Source organism: Burkholderia cepacia complex sp. TUM26381 (genome assembly GCF_057439935.1).
Window position 1 is genome coordinate 435,099 of the sequence record NZ_CM172007.1, and the last position, 17,607, is coordinate 452,705.

Here is a 17,607-nt window from a genome sequence, read left to right on the forward strand (position 1 = left end):
CCAGGAGCAGCACGATGGGCATCGATTCCGCATCTTCCGGCGGCGTGTATCCGCTGCATCACGGCGACCACAATTCACATGGCGTGCCGCCGACCATCAACCCGGTCGCGCTGAGCCACGGCCGCGACCAGCCGTTCTTCGATCCGGTGGCATACGGCAACGGTCCCGACGATTCGGTGACCGACACGACCGAGTCGGCCGCGATCACGCATCACACGATCCTGATCGACGGCAAGCGCCTCGCGTACACGGCGACGGCCGGCCACCTCGTGACGGTCGACCCGAGCAGTTCGCAACCGGCCGCGAAGATCTTCTACGTCGCGTTCACGGCCGACGGCGCGAAGGAAGAAACGCGCCCGGTGACGTTCTTCTACAACGGCGGCCCCGGTTCGTCGTCGGTGTTCGTGCTGCTTGGCTCGTTCGCGCCGAAGCGCATCAAGACGTCGATGCCGGGTTTCACGCCGCCCGCGCCATACCAGATGGAAGACAACCCGGACAGCATGATCGACCACAGCGATCTCGTGTTCATCAACCCGGTCGGCACCGGCTATTCGGCGGCCGTCGCGCCGAACAAGAACCGCAACTTCTGGGGCGTCGACCAGGATGCGGATTCGCTGAAGCAGTTCATCAAGCGCTACCTGACCAAGAACAACCGCTGGAATTCGCCGAAATACCTGTTCGGCGAATCGTACGGCACCGCGCGCAGCTGCGTGCTCGCGTACAAGCTGCACGAGGACGGGGTCGACCTGAACGGCGTCACGCTGCAGTCGTCGATCCTCGACTACCGGCAGGCCGGCAACCCGGTCGGCGCGTTGCCGACCGCCGCGGCCGACGCGTGGTACCACAAGAAGCTCGGCGTCACGCCGGCGCCGGCCGATCTCGGCGCGTTCGTCGAGGAAGTCGCGCAGTTCTCGCGCACCGACTACCTGAACGCGTTGCGCACGGTGCCGCATGCGGACCCGGCCGCCGTGCAGAAACTGTCGCAGTACACGGGCATCGACCCGGCGACGCTGCAGTCGTGGAGCCTCAACATCGCGGGCTACGACGCGCGCGGCAATTCGCTGTTCCTGACGACGCTGCTGCATGCGCAGGGGCTCGCGCTCGGCTCGTACGACGGCCGCGTGACCGGGATCTCGTCGGGTATCGCCGGCAAGATCGACCCGAACTCGGGCGGCAACGATCCGACGATGACGGCCGTGACGGGCGTCTATACGGCGATGTGGAACAGCTACCTGAACGAGCAGCTGAAGTTCACGTCGAATTCCGCGTTCACCGACCTGAACGACCAGGCGTTCCAGAACTGGGATTTCAGCCATATCGACCCGACCGGCGCGCAGCAGGGCATCGATGCGCAGGGGAACGTGATTCTCTACACGGCCGGCGATCTCGCCGCGGTGATGGCGCTGAACGTCGACCTGAAGGTGCTGTCGGCGAACGGCTTCTACGATTTCGTCACGCCGTTCTACCAGACCGTGATCGACCTGCAGCAGATGCCGCTCGAGGATCAGAAGGTGCGGCAGAACCTGTCCGCGCGTTTCTATCCGTCGGGGCACATGGTGTATCTCGACGGCGGTTCGCGTACCGCGCTCAAGCGCGATCTCGCGACGATGTACGACGCGACGGTCAGCGATACGGGCGCGCGGATGCGGATTCGCGCATTGCAGGCGAAGAAGACGGGCGGGCACGCATAGCGCTGCCCGCCGTCGGTGTGCCGCGCGCAGCCGAGACGGCTCGCGCGGCGGTATTTCAGCGGCAGTGGCCGGCTTACGCGGCCGGCCAGTCGAACATCGTGTACGGCAGCGCGCGCTTGTGGCGCGAGCCGTCGTAGAAGCGCAGCACCGTTTCGTACACGTGGTCGCTGACCGGCTTGCCTTCGAGGAAATCGTCGATCTCGTCGTAGCTCACGCCGTACGCGTGCTCGTCGGGGCGCAGCGGGCGCAGTTCCTCGAGGTCGGCCGTCGGCACCTTCATCACGATCAGTTCCTCGCCGCCGAGCGCACGCGCGACCGCGCGCACGCGACGCTTGTTCAGGCCCGCGAGCGGCAGGATGTCCGCGCCGCCGTCGCCGAACTTCGTGAAGAAACCCATCAGCGATTCAGCGGCGTGATCGGTGCCGATCACGATGCCGCGCTGCGCGCCGGCCACCGCGTACTGCGCGATCATGCGCTCGCGCGCCTTGATGTTGCCGTGCACGAAATCCTGCTGCGCGGGGGTGTCGAATACGTGGCCGGCTGCGGCCAGCGAGCCGAGCATCGCATCGGCGGCCGGCTTCACGTCGACCGTCAGCACCTCGTCCGCACGGACGAACGCGAGCGCGCGCTGCGCGTCGGCTTCGTCGTTCTGCACGCCGTTCGGCAAGCGCATCGCGATGAAGCGCGCATCGTAGCCGTCGGCGCGCAGGCGCTCGACCGACAGTTGCGCGAGCCGGCCGGCCGTCGACGAATCGACGCCGCCGCTGATGCCGAGCACATAGGTCCGCAGGCCGGTCGAACGCAGGTATTGCGCGAGGAACTCGACGCGGCGGGCGATCTCGGCCTCGGCGTCGAAGTGCGGGGCGACGTTCAGTTCGGCAATGATCGCGCGTTGGCGGCTGGCGTAATCGGCGGATGTCATGAAGGAAGTTCCGGAACGAAATGCAAGGCGCCCATCATAAGCGCAATCGTGGCGCGCCGCCGCGCCGGGCATGCGTTCCGGCGGTTTCGCGTTGCTTCGACGAGACGCGCTGCATCGCCGTGGTGCACGGTGCGCCGGGCGGGTGCAGGATGCCGCATGAAGGGCATCCGTGCGCAGGGCATCGATGCAAGCGAGGGCCGGATGGCCGGCGTCAGCGTCGTGCGAGCACGACGCCCACCAGCGCGAGCGCGAAGCCGGCGAGCTGGATCGCCGCGAGCGTTTCGCCGAACAGCCAGTAACCCTGCAGCGCGGCGAGCGGCGGCGCGAGGAACAGCAGCGACGTCGCGCGCGCCGCGTTGCCGCGCCGCAGCATCCACATCAGCATCGTGACTGCGCCGCCCGACAGGAACACGACGCCCCACACGAGCGACACCCACAGCGCCGGCGCGCCGATCCAGCGCGTTTCATGAAGCAGCACGACGAAGACGGCCGCGACGATCGCCGCGCCGAAATTCTGTACGGCGACCGCGGTGCGCAGGTCGCTCTGCGCGAGCTTGCCTTTCTGGTACAGCGAACCGGCCGTGATCGACCCGACCGCCAGCACCGACACGGCGACGACGAGCCAAGCAGGTGCCGCACCCGGCGGGGGCGCGACGCCGCCCGTGACCTTCGGCGCCAGCACGAGCGCGACGCCGGCGAGCCCGAGCGCCATCCCGAACCAGCCGCGCCTGGGCAGGCGCTCGTTGAACAGCGGGACGGCCAGCACGGCGGTGGCGAGCGGCTGCAGCGCGCCGAGCAGCGCCATGACCCCCGCGTTCAACCCTTGCGCGACGGCCCAGTAGCTCGCGCCGAGATAGACGCCCTGCAGCAGCGCGCCCGCGATCAGGTGACGCGGCCATTCGCGGCGGGCCGGCCACGGTGCGCGCGCGACGAGCGCCACGACGCCGAACAGCGCGGCCGTACCCGCGAAACGGGCGAGCAGGAACAGGTTGGGATCGGCGTAGGGCTTGATTGCCCGCGCAACGATGAAGCCGGTGGACCACAGCGCGACGAACGCGGCAGCGACGATCGAGGTAAGCATGCGTGACGGGCCGCGAGGCGGCCGGGCAGAATCAGGAAGTCGGCCAGTATCGGGGCAAGCGGTGCCGGCGTCTTGTCGAATCCTGCACTCGTGCCGCGCGATGCGTGGCGGTGCCGGCGATCATTGCGCGTCGGACGCGCGGGGCGGAGGGAACGGGTGCCGCGCCGCTCGATGCGGCACGGGCGGGTGCGAAGCCGCGGCGATCAGCCGAATCAGTCGATCGAGAACGTGTCGAGCGGCTGGTTGGCGCGCGCGTCGGTCGCGAAGCGTGCGGCGAGCTGTTCGTAGAGCCGGCGTGCTTCGTCGAGCGTCAGGTCGATCCAGTACGGATCGCCGGCTGCGTCGTTGAGGCGTTCCGGCGGAAACTGGATTTCGATCACACTGCCTTTGCGATACATGGCGCGAGCCCCTTTGCTTGGTCGTTCGGCGAAGCGCAAAGTGTAGCAACCGGCGCCGCGCCGATTCGCGCGCGTGAGGCAATACAGAATTTCGCTTTCGGGAAACGCGGCCGGTTCCGTTTCCCGCCGCCGTCAAATGCCGGTCAAACGTCCGTAATACAATGGCCGGCTTACCCATTACCAGTCGCCTCGGGCGCACACGCGATGCTGGCGGAACAACGTCATCAATACATCCTGTCGGAGCTCGGACGGTCGGGCGCGCTGTCGGTCGCGGAACTCGTCCGTTCGCTCGACGTGTCGCGCGAAACGGTGCGGCGCGACCTGAACGCGCTGGCCGCGCGCGGCCTGCTCGTGATGACGCACGGCGGCGCACTGGCCGCGGATCGCCGCGAGCCGAGCCTGTCCGAGCGCGAAGCCGCGAATGCCGAAGCGAAGCGCACGATCGGGCGGCGCGCGGCCGAATTCGTGCCCGACGATGCATCGGTGCTGATCGATTCGGGCAGCACGCCGCATGCGGTCGCGCTGGCGCTCGCCGACCGGCACCGGCTGTCGATCTACACGAACGACTGGCGTACCGCGTTCGTGCTCGCGCGGCGCAACGGCAACCGCGTGACGCTGCTCGGCGGCGAGCTGTCCGACGACGAGGACGCGACCTTCGGGCTCGACACGATTCACCAGCTCGCGCAATACCACGTCGATTTCGCGTTCGTCGGCGCGGGCGGCATCACGCCCGACGGTGAATGCACCGACTACTCGCGGCTCGCGGCCGAGGTGCGCAGCCGGATGATCGCGGCGGCCGGCACGGCGATCATCGTCGCCGACCATTCGAAATTCGGCCGCGTGACGCCGGTGCGGATCAACGGCACGGCCGCCGCCCGCTATCTGGTGACCGAGCGCGCGCCCGACAAGGTCGTGCGCCGCGCGCTGACCGCGCGCGGGATCGAACTGCTCGTGTGCGACTGACGCGCGTCCGACATACAAGGTTCACCGAACCGTCATCCCGCGGGAAGAACCGCCGTCAACACTGACTCATTCACCTCGACCGGCCGCCAGGCCAGGGAGCAACGAATGACCGTCAGCGTGCGCAGCTATCTTTCCCCCACCCTGGTCCTGCTGGCCTTCGACTGGCCCGATGCGGCGTCGCGGTCCGATTTCCTCGGCTTCGCGATCCGGCGCACACCGGGCTTCTGGTCGGCCGACGGCAAGACGCGTGCGCCGGACAGCTGGCTGCCGAACCGCCTGACGTTCGACGGTCCGGCAGCCGACACGCAGGGCGATGCGCCGACCGACCAGGCGCCGATCCAGAAATTCATGTGGTGGGATGCGCGCATCGATCCCCAGGACCGCGATGCGTCATTCCGCTACGACGTCTATCCGGTCGTCGGCACGCCGGCGAACCTGCAGGTGCTCGACGCGGAAGGCGGCGTATGCGATGTCGTGCTGCCCGCGCATATCGAGGACGGCATCGGCACGTGGTTCAACCGCGCGGTGGTGAGCTCGCAGGCGTTCGCGAAGCAGGTCGCGGCGCTGGGCCTCGCGCCGAACGCGGCGCCGAGCGACGCGCAGGCGCTGAAGCTGCGCACGTGGCTCGCGAACGACATGGAGCAGGTGTTCGCGGAGATGCTCGATCCGGCTTCGCGCGCGGCGTCGGCCGTCTATCACCTCACCGACACGCTGTGGGCGCTGCCCGCGTTCGAGGCGTTCGGGCGCCAGCATGGCGAAGCGTCGCTCGCGATCGTCTACGACGCGCACACGACGTCGCGCAAGGGCAAGCCGCCGCTGCCGTCGCCGAACCAGCCGGCCGTCGACGCGCTGCAGGGCCTCGCGACGCGCGCGCCGCGCGACAAGACGCACATCATGCACGACAAGTTCATCGTGACCGATGCGCCGTCGAATCCGGCGCCCGCGCGCGTGCTGACCGGTTCCGCGAACTTCACGACCGAAGGGCTGACCGAGCAGGCCAACGTGCTGCACGCGTTCGACTCGTCCGCGCTCGCCGCGCTGTACAACGACCGCGCGCATGCGCTGGCCGGGAATCCGTCGATCGCGGAGACGGCGAAGCTGACGTCGGGCTGGTCCGAGCCGATGACGATCGGCAGTGCGCAGGTGCGCGTCGCGTTTTCGCCGGAGCCGGCGGGGCAGCGTACGGAGATCGACACGATCGTCGCCGCGATCGCGGCCGCGAAGCATTCGGTGTCGTTCTGCCTGTTCATGCCGACCGACGCGGCGCTGCGCGATGCCTGTTTCGCGGCCGGCGACCGCGGGCTGATGATGTTCGGGCTGGTGAACAAGATCAACGTCGGCAGCGCGACGAAGGCCGATACGGCGCAGCAGGCCGGCCAGACGCTCGATGCGGCGACGCTCGCGAACCTCGAGCTGTACCACCGCAGCCGCGACAATCACGACGTGATCGATGCCGCGTATTTCTCGCCGGCCACCGTGCCGCAGGGTTTCACGCCGGAACTGCGGCTCTTTCCGGGCGAGCCGGCGCCGGCCTTTCCGCCCGTCGTGATCCACCACAAGTTCATCGTGATCGATGCGGAAGGCGCGAATCCGGTCGTCTATACGGGCTCGGCGAATATGAGCCGCAATTCGGAGCAGTACAACGACGAGAACCTGCTCGAGATTCGCGACAAGCGGATCGCGGCGATCTATCTCGCGGAATTCCTGCGGCTCTACGAGCACTATCGCGCGCGGGCGCTGGCGATCAATGCGCAGCAGCACGGCACGGACGCGGGCACGGGCGCGCATGCACGGCTCGCGCTCGCACCCGATTCGAGCTGGGCGAAGAAGTATTACGTGGCGGGAAGCCCGGAAGAGAAGGCGCGGATCGCACTGGCGTCGACCGCACCGGCGGACTGACTTGCCGAAGTGCGAGGGGCACGGATGGTGCGTGCCCCGGGTTGCGTTTGCCGCTGCTTACGCGGCGACGTAGCGCAGCACGGCGTCGGCGATCGTGTCGCGATGCCGCGCGCGCAGGCGCGGCGCCGACGGATCGCGGCCGAATGCGGCGCCGAACGTGTAGCGGTTCGATACGCGGTGGAAGCAGAACGAGCTGATCAGCAGGTGCAGGTCGAATGCGTCGATGTCCTTGCGGAACGCGCCGCTGGCCGCGCCGCGCTCGACCAGTTCCTCGAGCGTCTTGATGATGCTGACGTTGCGGTTCTTGAACGACTTGAGCTGTTCGAGATACTTCGCGCCGTGGATGTTCTCGATCGACACGAGGCGGACGAAGTCGCGATGCTTGTCGTGATAGTCGAACGTGAATTCGACGAGGCGGCGCATGCCTTCGCGCGGCTCCATGTCGCCGACGTGCAGTTCCTGCTCGAGCGCGCGGATATCGCCGTACACCTTCTCCAGCACGGCCTCGTACAGGCCTTCCTTGCTTTCGAAGTAGTAGTAGAGCATGCGCTTCGTCGTGTTCGTGCGCTCGGCGATCGCGTCGACGCGCGCACCGGCGAGGCCCATCGCAGAGAATTCCTGCGTGGCGACATCGAGGATGTTGCGCTTGGTTTGCTCGGGATCGTATTTACGCCGCGCTTCGGACGCAAGCGCGCGGGTGTCGGACGTGGCGGCCTTGCTTCCTGCTTTCATGTGACTTTATTGTGGGTTCGCGGCGGCTTGGAAAAGGCATTCTAGCATGCGGGAAATCCCCGCCCGGCCGACCTTCCGCTCTAATCGGCGGGGCCATCCGGCGGGGCCGTTTCAGCCGCCGCGGCCGTTCAGCGGCGGCAGGATGCGAGCGCGTCGCGCGCCTGGTACGCGGTGTACGTGAGCTGCGCGGCGGCGAGGCCGGCCAGCCCGAACGTGCGCGTGAGCCCGAACGCGGCGAAGCCGTCGGGCACCGGCCGGCCTTCGGCCAGCGCGGCGGCGAGCGCTTCGCCCGCTACCGTGGTCGGCGCCATCCCGTGGCCGCCGAACGCGATCGCGTGCCACACGCCGTCCGCATCGCGGCCGATCTGCGGCATCTTGTGCCGCGCGTAGCTCATCAGCCCGCCCCACGCGTAGTCGATCTTCACGCCCTCCAGTTGCGGATACACGCGCAGCAGGTCGCGCCGCAGCAGGCGCGCGATCGCTTCGGGGCCGCGGTCGAGGACCGAGATCCGGCCGCCCCACAGGATGCGCGTGTCTTTCAGCGGGCGGTAGTAGTCGAATGCGAAACGCGTGTCGTAGATCGCATACGGCGCGTCGATCGCGTCGGGCAGCTGCGTGCCGAGCGGCTCGGTCGCGATCACGTAGGTCGCGATCGGCAGCACCGCGCGCTCGATGCGCGGCGACACGCCGCGTGCGTAACCGCCGCACGCGAACACGACGTCCTTCGCGCGCACCGTGCCCTGCGCCGTGCGCACGACGTACCCGGCGCCTTCGCGCGCGATGCCGAGCGCGGCCGAGCGTTCGTACACGCGTGTGCCGCCGCGCGATGCGGCTGCCGCGACGCCGAGCACGTACTTGAGCGGATGGAAGTGGAACGCGTTCGGCTCGAACAGGCCGCCGTAATAGCGCTGCGTCTTCAGCCGCTCGCGCAGCGCGCCGGCCGGGACGGCTTCCCAGTCGACGCCGAGTTCGTTCTTCATCAGCGTGCGCACGCTGTCGAGCCGCGACGGATCGTCGAACCAGTTCGCGAGCATCACGCCCTGATCGACGATGTCGCAGTCGATCCCGTAGCGCGCAATGCGCGTGCGGATCAGGTCGACCGCATCGACGGTGAGCCGGTACAGCCGGCGTCCTTCGTCGCGGCCGAGCGTGCGCAGCAGGTCGGCATTGTCGAGGCTGTAGCCGCCGAACACGAAGCCGCCGTTGCGGCCCGACGCGCCGAAGCCGACCCGTTCGCCGTCGAGCACGACGACGTCGTGCACGCCGCGCTCGACGAGGCCGAGCGCGGTGCACAGGCCGGCAAGGCCGCCGCCGACGATGCAGACCTGCGTGTCGATCGTGCCGGTCAGTTGGGGGTAGGGCTGGCGGGTAACGGTGGCTTCGTAGAAGTTCTGCATGCGATTTCGTGGACTCGTGACGGCAAAAAAGCAGACGGCGCGCGTCGATCTTGCCTGAACGCGCGCGCCGCGTCGAATGGGGTTGTCAGGGGGCCGGCTGCCGCGTTCGGGCGGCGGCCGGCGCGAAGCGTGACGTCAGGCGTCACGCACCCGGCGTCGGGTTGGCCGGGCGGGCGACGTAGCCCGCGTAGCCGGTGGCGGCCTGCGGCGCGGCTTCGGGCGTCGCGTTGCGTTCGATCCACGGCGCAATCTCCATGTCTTCGTAGCGCACGAGGCGGCATTTGCGCACGAGCGCGTAGCCGAGCCAGATCGCGAGGAAGAACGGCAGGCCGATGTAGGTCGCGGCGACGCCGACCCAGTCGATCTTGTCGGAGAGGAACGCCTGATAGTCCTGGCCGAGCGCGACGACCGCGCACAGCGCGAACGCGAACAGCGGGCCGAACGGGAACCACTTCGACCGGTACGGCAACTGGTCGAGCCGGTAGCCCTGCTTCAGGAAACCCTTGCGGAAACGGTAGTGGCTGACCGCGATGCCGAGCCACGTGATGAAGCCGGCCATGCCCGACGTGTTCAGCAGCCACAGGTAGACGGTCTTGTTGCCGTACAGCGACGTGAGGAAGCACAGCGCGCCGACGGCGGTGGTCGCATACAGCGCGTTGCGCGGCACGCCGCCCGCCGACAGCTTCGCGAACAGCTTCGGCGCACGGCCTTCGACGGCGAGGTTGTAGAGCATCCGCGTCGACGCGTACATGCCCGAGTTGCCGGCCGACAGCACGGCCGTCAGGATCACCGCATTCATCACCCCGGCCGCGAACGCGAGGCCCGCGTGGCGGAACACGAGCGTGAACGGGCTCACGCCGATGTCGGTCACGTCGCTCTTCAGCAGGCTCGGGTCGGTGTAGGGAATCAGCACGCCGATCACGAAGATCGCGAGCACGTAGAACAGCAGGATGCGCCAGAAGATCTGGCTCACCGCGCGCGGGATCGTCGTGCGCGGGTTCTCCGATTCGCCGGCCGCGACGCCGATCATTTCGGTGCCCTGGAACGAGAAGCCCGCGATCATCGCAACGCCGAGCATCGTTGCCCAGCCGCCGGCGAACGGCGCGTCGCCGATCGTGAAGTTGCCCCAGCCGGCGCTCGGGCCGCCCTGCATGATCCCGAAGATCATCAGCAGGCCGACGCCGACGAACGCGAGCACCGTCAGTACCTTGATCAGCGCGAACCAGTATTCGGCTTCACCGAAGCCGCGCACCGACAGTGCGTTGAGCGCGAAGATCAAGGTGAGGAACAGCGCGCTCCACCAGACGCCCGGCACGTGCGGGAACCAGTAGTTCATCACCAGTTGCCCGGCGACGAGCTCCACCGCCAACGTCACGGCCCAGCTGTACCAGTAGTTCCAGCCGAGCGCGAAACCGAAGCCTTCGTCGACGAACTTCGCGCCGTAGGTGGCGAACGAACCCGACACCGGCATGAACGCGGCCATCTCGCCTAAGCTCGTCATCAGGAAATAGACCATCAGGCCGATCACCATGTACGCGAGCATTGCGCCGCCCGGGCCGGCCTGCGAGATCGACGCGCCGGACGCGACGAACAGGCCCGTGCCGATCGAGCCGCCGATCGCGATCATTCGCAGATGGCGGGCCTGCAGCGCACGGTGGAGGGACGGCTTCGCGGGCGGTGAGCCGGAAGGGCGGGACGAATCGGGGCGGGCATCTGAATGCATGGCGGGCGCTGGGCGCTGTCTCCGGGATTGTTTTTTCGGTGACGAAGCGCGACGCGTTGCCGGGCGCGGGCCGGGCAGCGGTGATACGGTGCGAAACGGGCCCGATGAGCGGGGCCGCGATGCGTGTCGCGTTCGTCTGGCGTCCGGCTGCCGTAGTGGCGGCCGGCGGCGCGCCGGGTGCGTTGCACCTCGACGTCGCCCCGATTGTGTGTGCCCGATGCACGACCGGCAAACGATATTTCCGAACAGGGTGATGCAGGTTTGTCATCAACTTGTATCGCTTCAGGACGCGTCCGATCGCCCGGTTGCGGGCTTCGGAAGCGTCCCATATCGACACAGGAAAGCATGGGGTTCGTTCGTCGGGTTGTTGCGTTTTCGGAATGAAGTCGTGAGTTAATATCAATAGCGGCCCGACTTGTGGCCACCGACAATGTATTTCATGGATCGTGCCTCGCGAGGCTGGGGCGCGCCGTCCGGCCGGGCTTCCGGCGGCGGCGCAGCGCGATGCGCCGCAGGGCGCACCGGGCCGGCCACGCGGCGCATCCGCTTGCACAGGGCGCGCGAACGCGCTCCAATCGAATCACGCGGGCGGCGCTGCCGCCGCACCGATCAATCTGTCCCTGAAGAGGAAGTGATGCAATTCAACGACATTCTTGCCGCGCTCGACATCGATCTCGCCCAGTGGAAAGGCAATGCGCTGACCGCGCGTTCGCCGCTCGACGGCGCGACGCTCGCGACGCTGGCTGTCGACACGCCGGCTGACGCAGAACGCAAGATCGACGCTGCGCACGACGCATTCCTCAAGTGGCGCACGGTGCCGGCGCCGGTGCGCGGCGAACTCGTGCGCGTGTTCGGCAACGTGCTGCGCGAGCACAAGGCCGAGCTTGGCCGCCTCGTCACGCTCGAAGCCGGCAAGATCACGTCGGAAGGCCTCGGCGAAGTGCAGGAAATGATCGACATCTGCGATTTCGCGGTCGGTCTGTCGCGCCAGCTTTACGGCCTGACGATCGCGTCGGAGCGCCCGGGCCACCGGATGATGGAAACGTGGCACCCGATCGGCGTGTGCGGCGTGATTTCGGCGTTCAACTTCCCGGTTGCAGTGTGGGCGTGGAATGCGGCGCTCGCGTTCGTGTGCGGCGATTCGGTCGTGTGGAAGCCCTCCGAGAAGACGCCGCTCACCGCGATTGCATGTCACGTGCTGCTCCAGAAGGCGATCCGCGAATTCGAGAAGACGCATCCGGGCGTCGCGCCGGCCGAGCTGAGCCAGCTGGTGCTCGGCATGCGCGACGTCGGCGAGGTGCTGACGGCGTCGAAGAAGGTGCCGGTCGTCAGCGCGACGGGCAGCGTGCGGATGGGCCAGGAAGTCGCGAAGGTGCTGAGCCAGCGTCTCGCGCGCGGCATCCTCGAACTCGGCGGCAACAACGGGATGATCGTCGCGCCGAGCGCGGATCTCGATCTCGTCGTGCGTGCCGTTACGTTCGCGGCGGTTGGAACGGCCGGCCAGCGCTGCACGACGCTGCGCCGCCTGATCGTGCATCGCAGCCTGGTCGAGCAACTGCTGCCGCGCATCGAGAAGGCCTACACGTCGGTGAAGGTCGGCAACCCGCTTGAAGACGGCACGCTGGTCGGCCCGCTGGTCGATCGCGCATCGTTCGACGCGATGCAGAAGGCGCTGGGCGATGCGCGCGAGCAGGGCGGCGAAGTGAAGGGCGGCGAACGTGTCGACATCGGTCACGCGGATGCGTACTACGTGCGTCCGGCAATCGTGCGGATGCCGAAGCAATCGGCGGTGGTCGAGCGCGAGACGTTCGCGCCGATCCTGTACGTGATGGTCTACGACAACTTCGAAGACGCGATCGAACTGCACAACGCGGTGCCGCAAGGCCTGTCGTCGGCGATCTTCACGAACGACATGCGTGAAGCCGAGCAGTTCATGTCGGCGGCCGGCAGCGATTGCGGGATCGTCAACGTGAACATCGGCACGAGCGGCGCGGAAATCGGCGGCGCGTTCGGCGGCGAGAAGGAAACGGGTGGTGGCCGCGAGTCGGGTTCGGATGCGTGGAAGGCGTATATGCGCCGCGCGACGAATACGATCAACTACAGCCGTCAGCTGCCGCTGGCGCAGGGTGTGAAGTTCGACGTGTAATACGGGGTGCCCCGCTGGGCGCCGCGTGTGAATGAAAAGGGCCGGTTGCCGCGGATGCGGCAACCGGCCCTTTGTATTTCGGGCGAGGCGGGTGCGTTGTCGACGACTCGCCCGCTCAGGCGGTGCTCACTGCTCCGCCGCCGGCATGTTCTGCACGACCAGCATCTGCGGGCTCGACAGCGTGATCCCCGCCGCGCGCAGCCGCTTCAGGATCTCGAACAGCAGGTCGCTCTTGGTCGAACTCGCGATCCGCGGGCTCGACACGTAACCCGTCACGCTCAGCGTGATCCCGTCCGGCGTGAGCTGGCTGAACGTCACCGACGGCGCCGGCTTCTCGAGAATCGCCTGGTGTTCGCAATAAGCGTCGAGCAGCAGGTCGCGCACCTGCTCGGGATCGGTGTTCAGTGGGAACGTCAGCACCAGTGTCGCGACGCCCTGCGTGCTGTTGCCCATCGTCACGTTGCGCAGGTTCTGCGAGATCAGCTGCGAGTTCGGCACGATCACGGTCGAGCGGTCGCTGAGCTGGATCTCGGTCGCGCGCACGTTGATGCGGCGGATGTCGCCTTCGACGCCCGCGATGCTGATCATGTCGCCCACCTTCACCGGGCGCTCGGTCAGCAGGATCAGCCCGGACACGAAGTTCTTCACGATTTCCTGCAGGCCGAAGCCGATACCCACCGACAACGCACTGACGATCCACGCGAGGTTGTTCCACCGGACGCCCAGCAGCCCGAGCGTCATCAGCACCAGCAGCACGTAGCCGACGTTGGTGAACAACGTGATCAGCGACACGCGCATGCCCGTATCCATGCCGAGCGCGGGCATGAACTCGCTGTCGAGCCAGCGACGCAGCGAGCGCAGCAGGTAGAAGCCGATCGCGAACCCGATCACGGCGTTCAGGATCCGGTCGGGCATGATGTTCAGGCTCTGCAGCCGCTGGCTGCCGATCATCGCGACCGCGCTGTCGAGCAGGTCGCCCGGCGTCGTGCCGAAGCCGCCCGTCAGCAGCGCGATTGCCGCGATCAGCATCAGCAGGCTCGTGCCGAAACCGGACAGGACCGTGCGTGCCTGATCGAGGTGGCGATCTTCGAGCGCGAACAGATGCTTGATCTGCTGGCCCGTCGACAGGCTCGACGAGAACAGGCTTTCGCTTGCGTCGCGCGTCAACTGGATCAGGATGTAGGTTGCGCACAGCACGATCTCGAACCACACGAGCTCATACGTGATGAAGCGCGCGACCGTGATGTAGCCGATCAGGAGCGCGATCAGCGACGCGACGATCGCCAGCGTGACGCCGGCATGGATCAGCCCCGCGAGCGTCGAGCGCTGCTCGGGGGCCTCGCCCGCCGCCGCGAGCGCGCTGCGCGCGCGGTTCGCGCGCAACAGCGACGCGCCGACCGTCAGCGCGACGACGAGCGACACGATGCCGCGACCGAACAGCGTGACCGCCAGGCTGGTGTCGACGATCCGGTTGATCGATTCGAGCGTGCCGGACACGAGCAGCAGGGCGGCCAGGATGCCGGGGAACGGCTTCATCGCGAGCGCGACGGGATCGGCGAGCGCGGGCAGGCGCCACGACGGATGCTTGGTGCAGAGCAGGGCGCGGCCGAGCCCGGCGATCAGTGCGCAGGTGGCGGCGAGCTTCGCAAACTGGTCCCACAGGTCGGTCAGCGACGGCGTGAGCTCGTAGTGGCGCGCGACGGCGAGGTAGAGAATCTGAATGGCAATGGCCGTCGCCAGGAAGGTCGACAGTACGGTCGACAGCGCCAGCGCGCTGCGGCGCAGGCGGGTGGGCGGCAGGCGGCTCAGCGCAATCCATGCGAGCCCGCGCTCGATGAGCCGGCGGCCGCCGAGCCACACCGCGAACGCGGCGATCAGCAGCACCGTCGTGACCGCGCGTTGCCCGGGCACCCATGACGAATGCAGCATGTCGAACAGTTCGTCGTCGAAATCCTCGAGCCGCTGGCGGTCGTCAGGCGACAGGTGGAACAGCGGCAGCCAGAACTGCGCGCTGAAGATGCCGCCCGAACGGAACGCGAGCTGGTTCTTCAGCAGGCTGCGATGCAGCTTTGCGAACTGCTCGGTCAGGTTCGTGAGGCTGGCTTTCTGGTCGGTGGCCTGCTTCAGCGCCGCATCGATCTGTGTCTTGCGTGCGTTCAGCGTGGCCCGTTGCTTCGCGACGGCCGGCGTTTCCGGCGCGGCGCCCTCGGCCGGCGGCGGGCCGAGCACGTCGAGTTGCGCCTGGACCTGCGCGCGTTGCGGTGTGAGATCGCTCTGCAGTTTGGCGACATCGGTGCTCAGTTCCTGTGCCGAGTCGTCGAGCGCATCGAGCTCCTTGCTGTTGGATGCGGTCGAGGTCTGCTGCTTGATGCGGTCCAGTTCGACCTGCATCTGCTTGAGCTGCGCGACGGCGTCGGTCAGCGAAATGGCGGGCACGGTTGCGCCGACGCCGCTCGCGACCGGAGCGGAGGCGGCGTCCGTCGATGCCGACGCGGCCGCGACTGCGGCGAACTGCAGCAGCGCGATCAGCACGATCCGGCGGGCGTACGTGGAGAGTCGTTGTATGGACATGGAATGCTTACGATTGGCCGACAGTGCCGGGTGCCGAAAGGCAGCCGGAAGCCGGTGGTTGGCCCGGTAGCATGTTACCGGGGTGTGGAACGCGTGGTTGTACCGATTGCGTACCCCGTTTGTTGCGAGGCGGGCGAGGCACGTAGGCGCGAAACCTGACGGCAGGCCCGTACCGCCGGGCTGGCGCCGCCAGCGGCCGGGGCGGGCAGCGCCGGCGGGCCGCCCCGACGCGTTATCCGTCCCCGACACACGGTTACGCAAGTTACACACTATCCGGCACGAAAATAGGGTGTCCGAACCGCTGCGACGCCTGCTGCGCGGCCGGCTTGCGCGTACGCCGAACGGGCGTGCCGGTACAATGCAGCGATTCGCCCGACGGCGGCTCGCCGGTCGCCGGACAACAACACACAACACGACACGACCAGGAGACGCGCCCAAGATGGCCTCAACGGACAGCCTTCCGCAGGCAACAGCCCAATCCCCCTCCATCGACCCCGGCTCCATCTCGGCCCGTCTCGACCGCCTGCCGCCGACCCGCAGCGTCTGGAAACTCGTCGTTCTGTTGAGCCTCGGCTTCTTCTTCGAACTCTACGATCTGCTCTATAGCGGCTACGTCGCGCCCGGCCTCGTGAAAAGCGGCATCCTGTCGGCGACGACGCACGGCCTGTTCGGCACCACGGGCGTCGCGAGCTTCATTGCCGCGCTGTTCTCCGGGCTCTTCATCGGTACGATCGCGTGCGGCTTCCTCGCCGACCGCTTCGGTCGCCGCGCGATCTTCACGTGGTCGCTGTTGTGGTACACGGCCGCCAACGTCGTGATGGCGTTCCAGGACACCGCGGCCGGGCTGAACTTCTGGCGCTTCGTCGTCGGTCTCGGCCTCGGCGTCGAGATGGTGACGATCGGCACGTACATCTCCGAACTCGTGCCGAAGCAGATCCGCGGCCGTGCGTTCGCCTGCGAGCAGGCGGTCGGGTTCGTCGCGGTGCCGGTGGTCGCGTTCCTTGCGTACCTGCTCGTGCCGCATGCACCGCTCGGCCTCGACGGCTGGCGCTGGGTCGTGCTGATCGGCGCGCACGGCGCGCTGTTCGTGTGGTGGATCCGCCGCGAACTGCCGGAAAGCCCGCGCTGGCTCGCGCAGCAGGGGCGCGTCGACGAAGCCGATCGCATCATGCGCGCGCTCGAGGCGAAGGTCGAAGCCGAGTATGGCCGACCGCTGCCGCCGCCCGCGCCGGCCGAGCCCGTGCCGCCGCGCGGCCGCTTTCGCGACATGTGGGTGCCGCCGTATCGCAACCGCACGATCATGATGACGATCTTCAACGTGTTCCAGACCGTCGGCTTCTACGGCTTCGCGAACTGGGTGCCGACGCTGCTGATCAAGCAGGGCATCACGATCACGTCGAGCCTGATGTATTCGAGCGTGATCGCGCTCGCGGCGCCGATCGGACCGCTGATCGGCCTCGTGATCGCCGACCGCTTCGAGCGCAAGTCGGTGATCGTCGCGATGGCGGCGGCGATCGTCGTCTGCGGGCTGCTGTTCAGCCAGACGACAGTGGGCGCATTCCTGATCGTGCTCGGCATCGGCCTCACGCTCGCAAGCAACATCATGTCGTATAGCTTCCACGCGTATCAGGCGGAACTGTTCCCGACGTCGATCCGCGCGCGGGCCGTCGGCTTCGTCTATTCGTGGAGCCGCTTCTCGGCGATTTTCTCGTCGTTCGTGATCGCGGCCGTGCTGCGGGGCTTCGGCACGTTCGGCGTGTTCGCGTTCATTGCGGGCGCGATGGTGATCGTGATGGCCGCGATCGGACTCATGGGGCCGCGCACGAAGGGCATCGCGCTGGAAACCATCTCGAAGTAGCAGGCAGTTGCGCATGCGTGCCGCATCGTTCGTGCGGCACGCATGCGAAAAGCACTTTCCTCGGGGGAAGCCGCATGGCCCAATTGATTGGGTATGCGAATTTATCAGGCGAGAGCATCGTGGCGAGCGGAACCCGCGAGTTCCCGGGCGCGTGTTTCGAGACGCTCAATCTGCAAGCGTGACACGCAACCGGAACGCAAACCGCAACGAGTTGAAACAAAGCGTG

12 protein-coding genes are annotated in these 17,607 nt (G+C 67.6%); 5 read left to right on the forward strand and 7 right to left on the reverse strand.

Features of this window, described 5'->3' with window-relative positions; translation table 11 throughout:
• Positions 1–14: 14 nt before the first annotated feature.
• Entirely contained in the window at positions 15–1,691 is a 1,677-nt protein-coding gene (locus ACWMMN_RS18810; protein WP_174994205.1) for a S10 family peptidase, read from the forward strand.
• 73 nt (positions 1,692–1,764) lie between these two features.
• Here ACWMMN_RS18810 and nadE read toward each other — a convergent pair whose 3' ends face one another.
• The 3 genes from nadE to ACWMMN_RS18825 form a co-directional block, all read right to left on the reverse strand.
• Positions 1,765–2,613: an ammonia-dependent NAD(+) synthetase gene (nadE, locus tag ACWMMN_RS18815; protein ID WP_256087153.1), complete on the reverse strand. Its 849-nt coding sequence runs from the start codon at positions 2,611–2,613 to the stop codon at positions 1,765–1,767.
• 211 nt (positions 2,614–2,824) lie between these two features.
• Positions 2,825–3,694 carry a DMT family transporter gene (locus tag ACWMMN_RS18820; RefSeq protein ID WP_174994203.1) on the reverse strand — a complete coding sequence of 290 codons (870 nt, stop codon included), beginning with the start codon at positions 3,692–3,694 and terminating at the stop codon, positions 2,825–2,827.
• Positions 3,695–3,906: 212 nt separating this feature from the next.
• The gene (locus tag ACWMMN_RS18825; RefSeq protein ID WP_006480515.1) at positions 3,907–4,092 is read right to left on the reverse strand and encodes a hypothetical protein; all 186 of its coding nucleotides are present in this window, start codon (positions 4,090–4,092) and stop codon (positions 3,907–3,909) included.
• Between the two features lie 204 nt (positions 4,093–4,296).
• Here ACWMMN_RS18825 and ACWMMN_RS18830 point away from each other — a divergent pair, with 204 nt between their 5' ends.
• Both ACWMMN_RS18830 and ACWMMN_RS18835 read left to right on the forward strand, forming a co-directional pair.
• The gene (locus ACWMMN_RS18830) at positions 4,297–5,055 is read left to right on the forward strand and encodes a DeoR/GlpR family DNA-binding transcription regulator (protein ID WP_342705392.1); all 759 of its coding nucleotides are present in this window, start codon (positions 4,297–4,299) and stop codon (positions 5,053–5,055) included.
• A gap of 105 nt (positions 5,056–5,160) precedes the next feature.
• The gene (locus tag ACWMMN_RS18835) at positions 5,161–6,954 is read left to right on the forward strand and encodes a phospholipase D-like domain-containing protein (protein ID WP_486423773.1); all 1,794 of its coding nucleotides are present in this window, start codon (positions 5,161–5,163) and stop codon (positions 6,952–6,954) included.
• Positions 6,955–7,011: 57 nt separating this feature from the next.
• Here the strand turns inward: ACWMMN_RS18835 and ACWMMN_RS18840 are convergent, their stop codons facing one another.
• The 3 genes from ACWMMN_RS18840 to ACWMMN_RS18850 form a co-directional block, all read right to left on the reverse strand.
• The gene (locus tag ACWMMN_RS18840; RefSeq protein ID WP_059238928.1) at positions 7,012–7,686 is read right to left on the reverse strand and encodes a TetR/AcrR family transcriptional regulator; all 675 of its coding nucleotides are present in this window, start codon (positions 7,684–7,686) and stop codon (positions 7,012–7,014) included.
• A 128-nt stretch (positions 7,687–7,814) separates the two neighbouring features.
• On the reverse strand, positions 7,815–9,083 hold the full coding sequence (locus ACWMMN_RS18845; protein WP_486423774.1) for an NAD(P)/FAD-dependent oxidoreductase: 1,269 nt from the start codon (positions 9,081–9,083) through the stop codon (positions 7,815–7,817).
• 142 nt (positions 9,084–9,225) lie between these two features.
• Entirely contained in the window at positions 9,226–10,806 is a 1,581-nt protein-coding gene (locus ACWMMN_RS18850; protein ID WP_059238933.1) for an amino acid permease, read from the reverse strand.
• Positions 10,807–11,440: 634 nt separating this feature from the next.
• Between ACWMMN_RS18850 and amaB the strand changes: the two genes are divergently transcribed.
• Positions 11,441–12,952, forward strand: coding sequence for an L-piperidine-6-carboxylate dehydrogenase (gene amaB, locus ACWMMN_RS18855; RefSeq protein ID WP_059238935.1), 1,512 nt, complete (start codon positions 11,441–11,443; stop codon positions 12,950–12,952).
• A 126-nt stretch (positions 12,953–13,078) separates the two neighbouring features.
• Here amaB and ACWMMN_RS18860 read toward each other — a convergent pair whose 3' ends face one another.
• Positions 13,079–15,523 carry a DUF3772 domain-containing protein gene (locus ACWMMN_RS18860; protein WP_486423775.1) on the reverse strand — a complete coding sequence of 815 codons (2,445 nt, stop codon included), beginning with the start codon at positions 15,521–15,523 and terminating at the stop codon, positions 13,079–13,081.
• Between the two features lie 439 nt (positions 15,524–15,962).
• Between ACWMMN_RS18860 and ACWMMN_RS18865 the strand changes: the two genes are divergently transcribed.
• Complete coding sequence (locus ACWMMN_RS18865; protein ID WP_059238941.1) at positions 15,963–17,381, forward strand: MFS transporter; 1,419 nt, start codon at positions 15,963–15,965, stop codon at positions 17,379–17,381.
• The last annotated feature ends 226 nt before the right edge of the window (positions 17,382–17,607 follow it).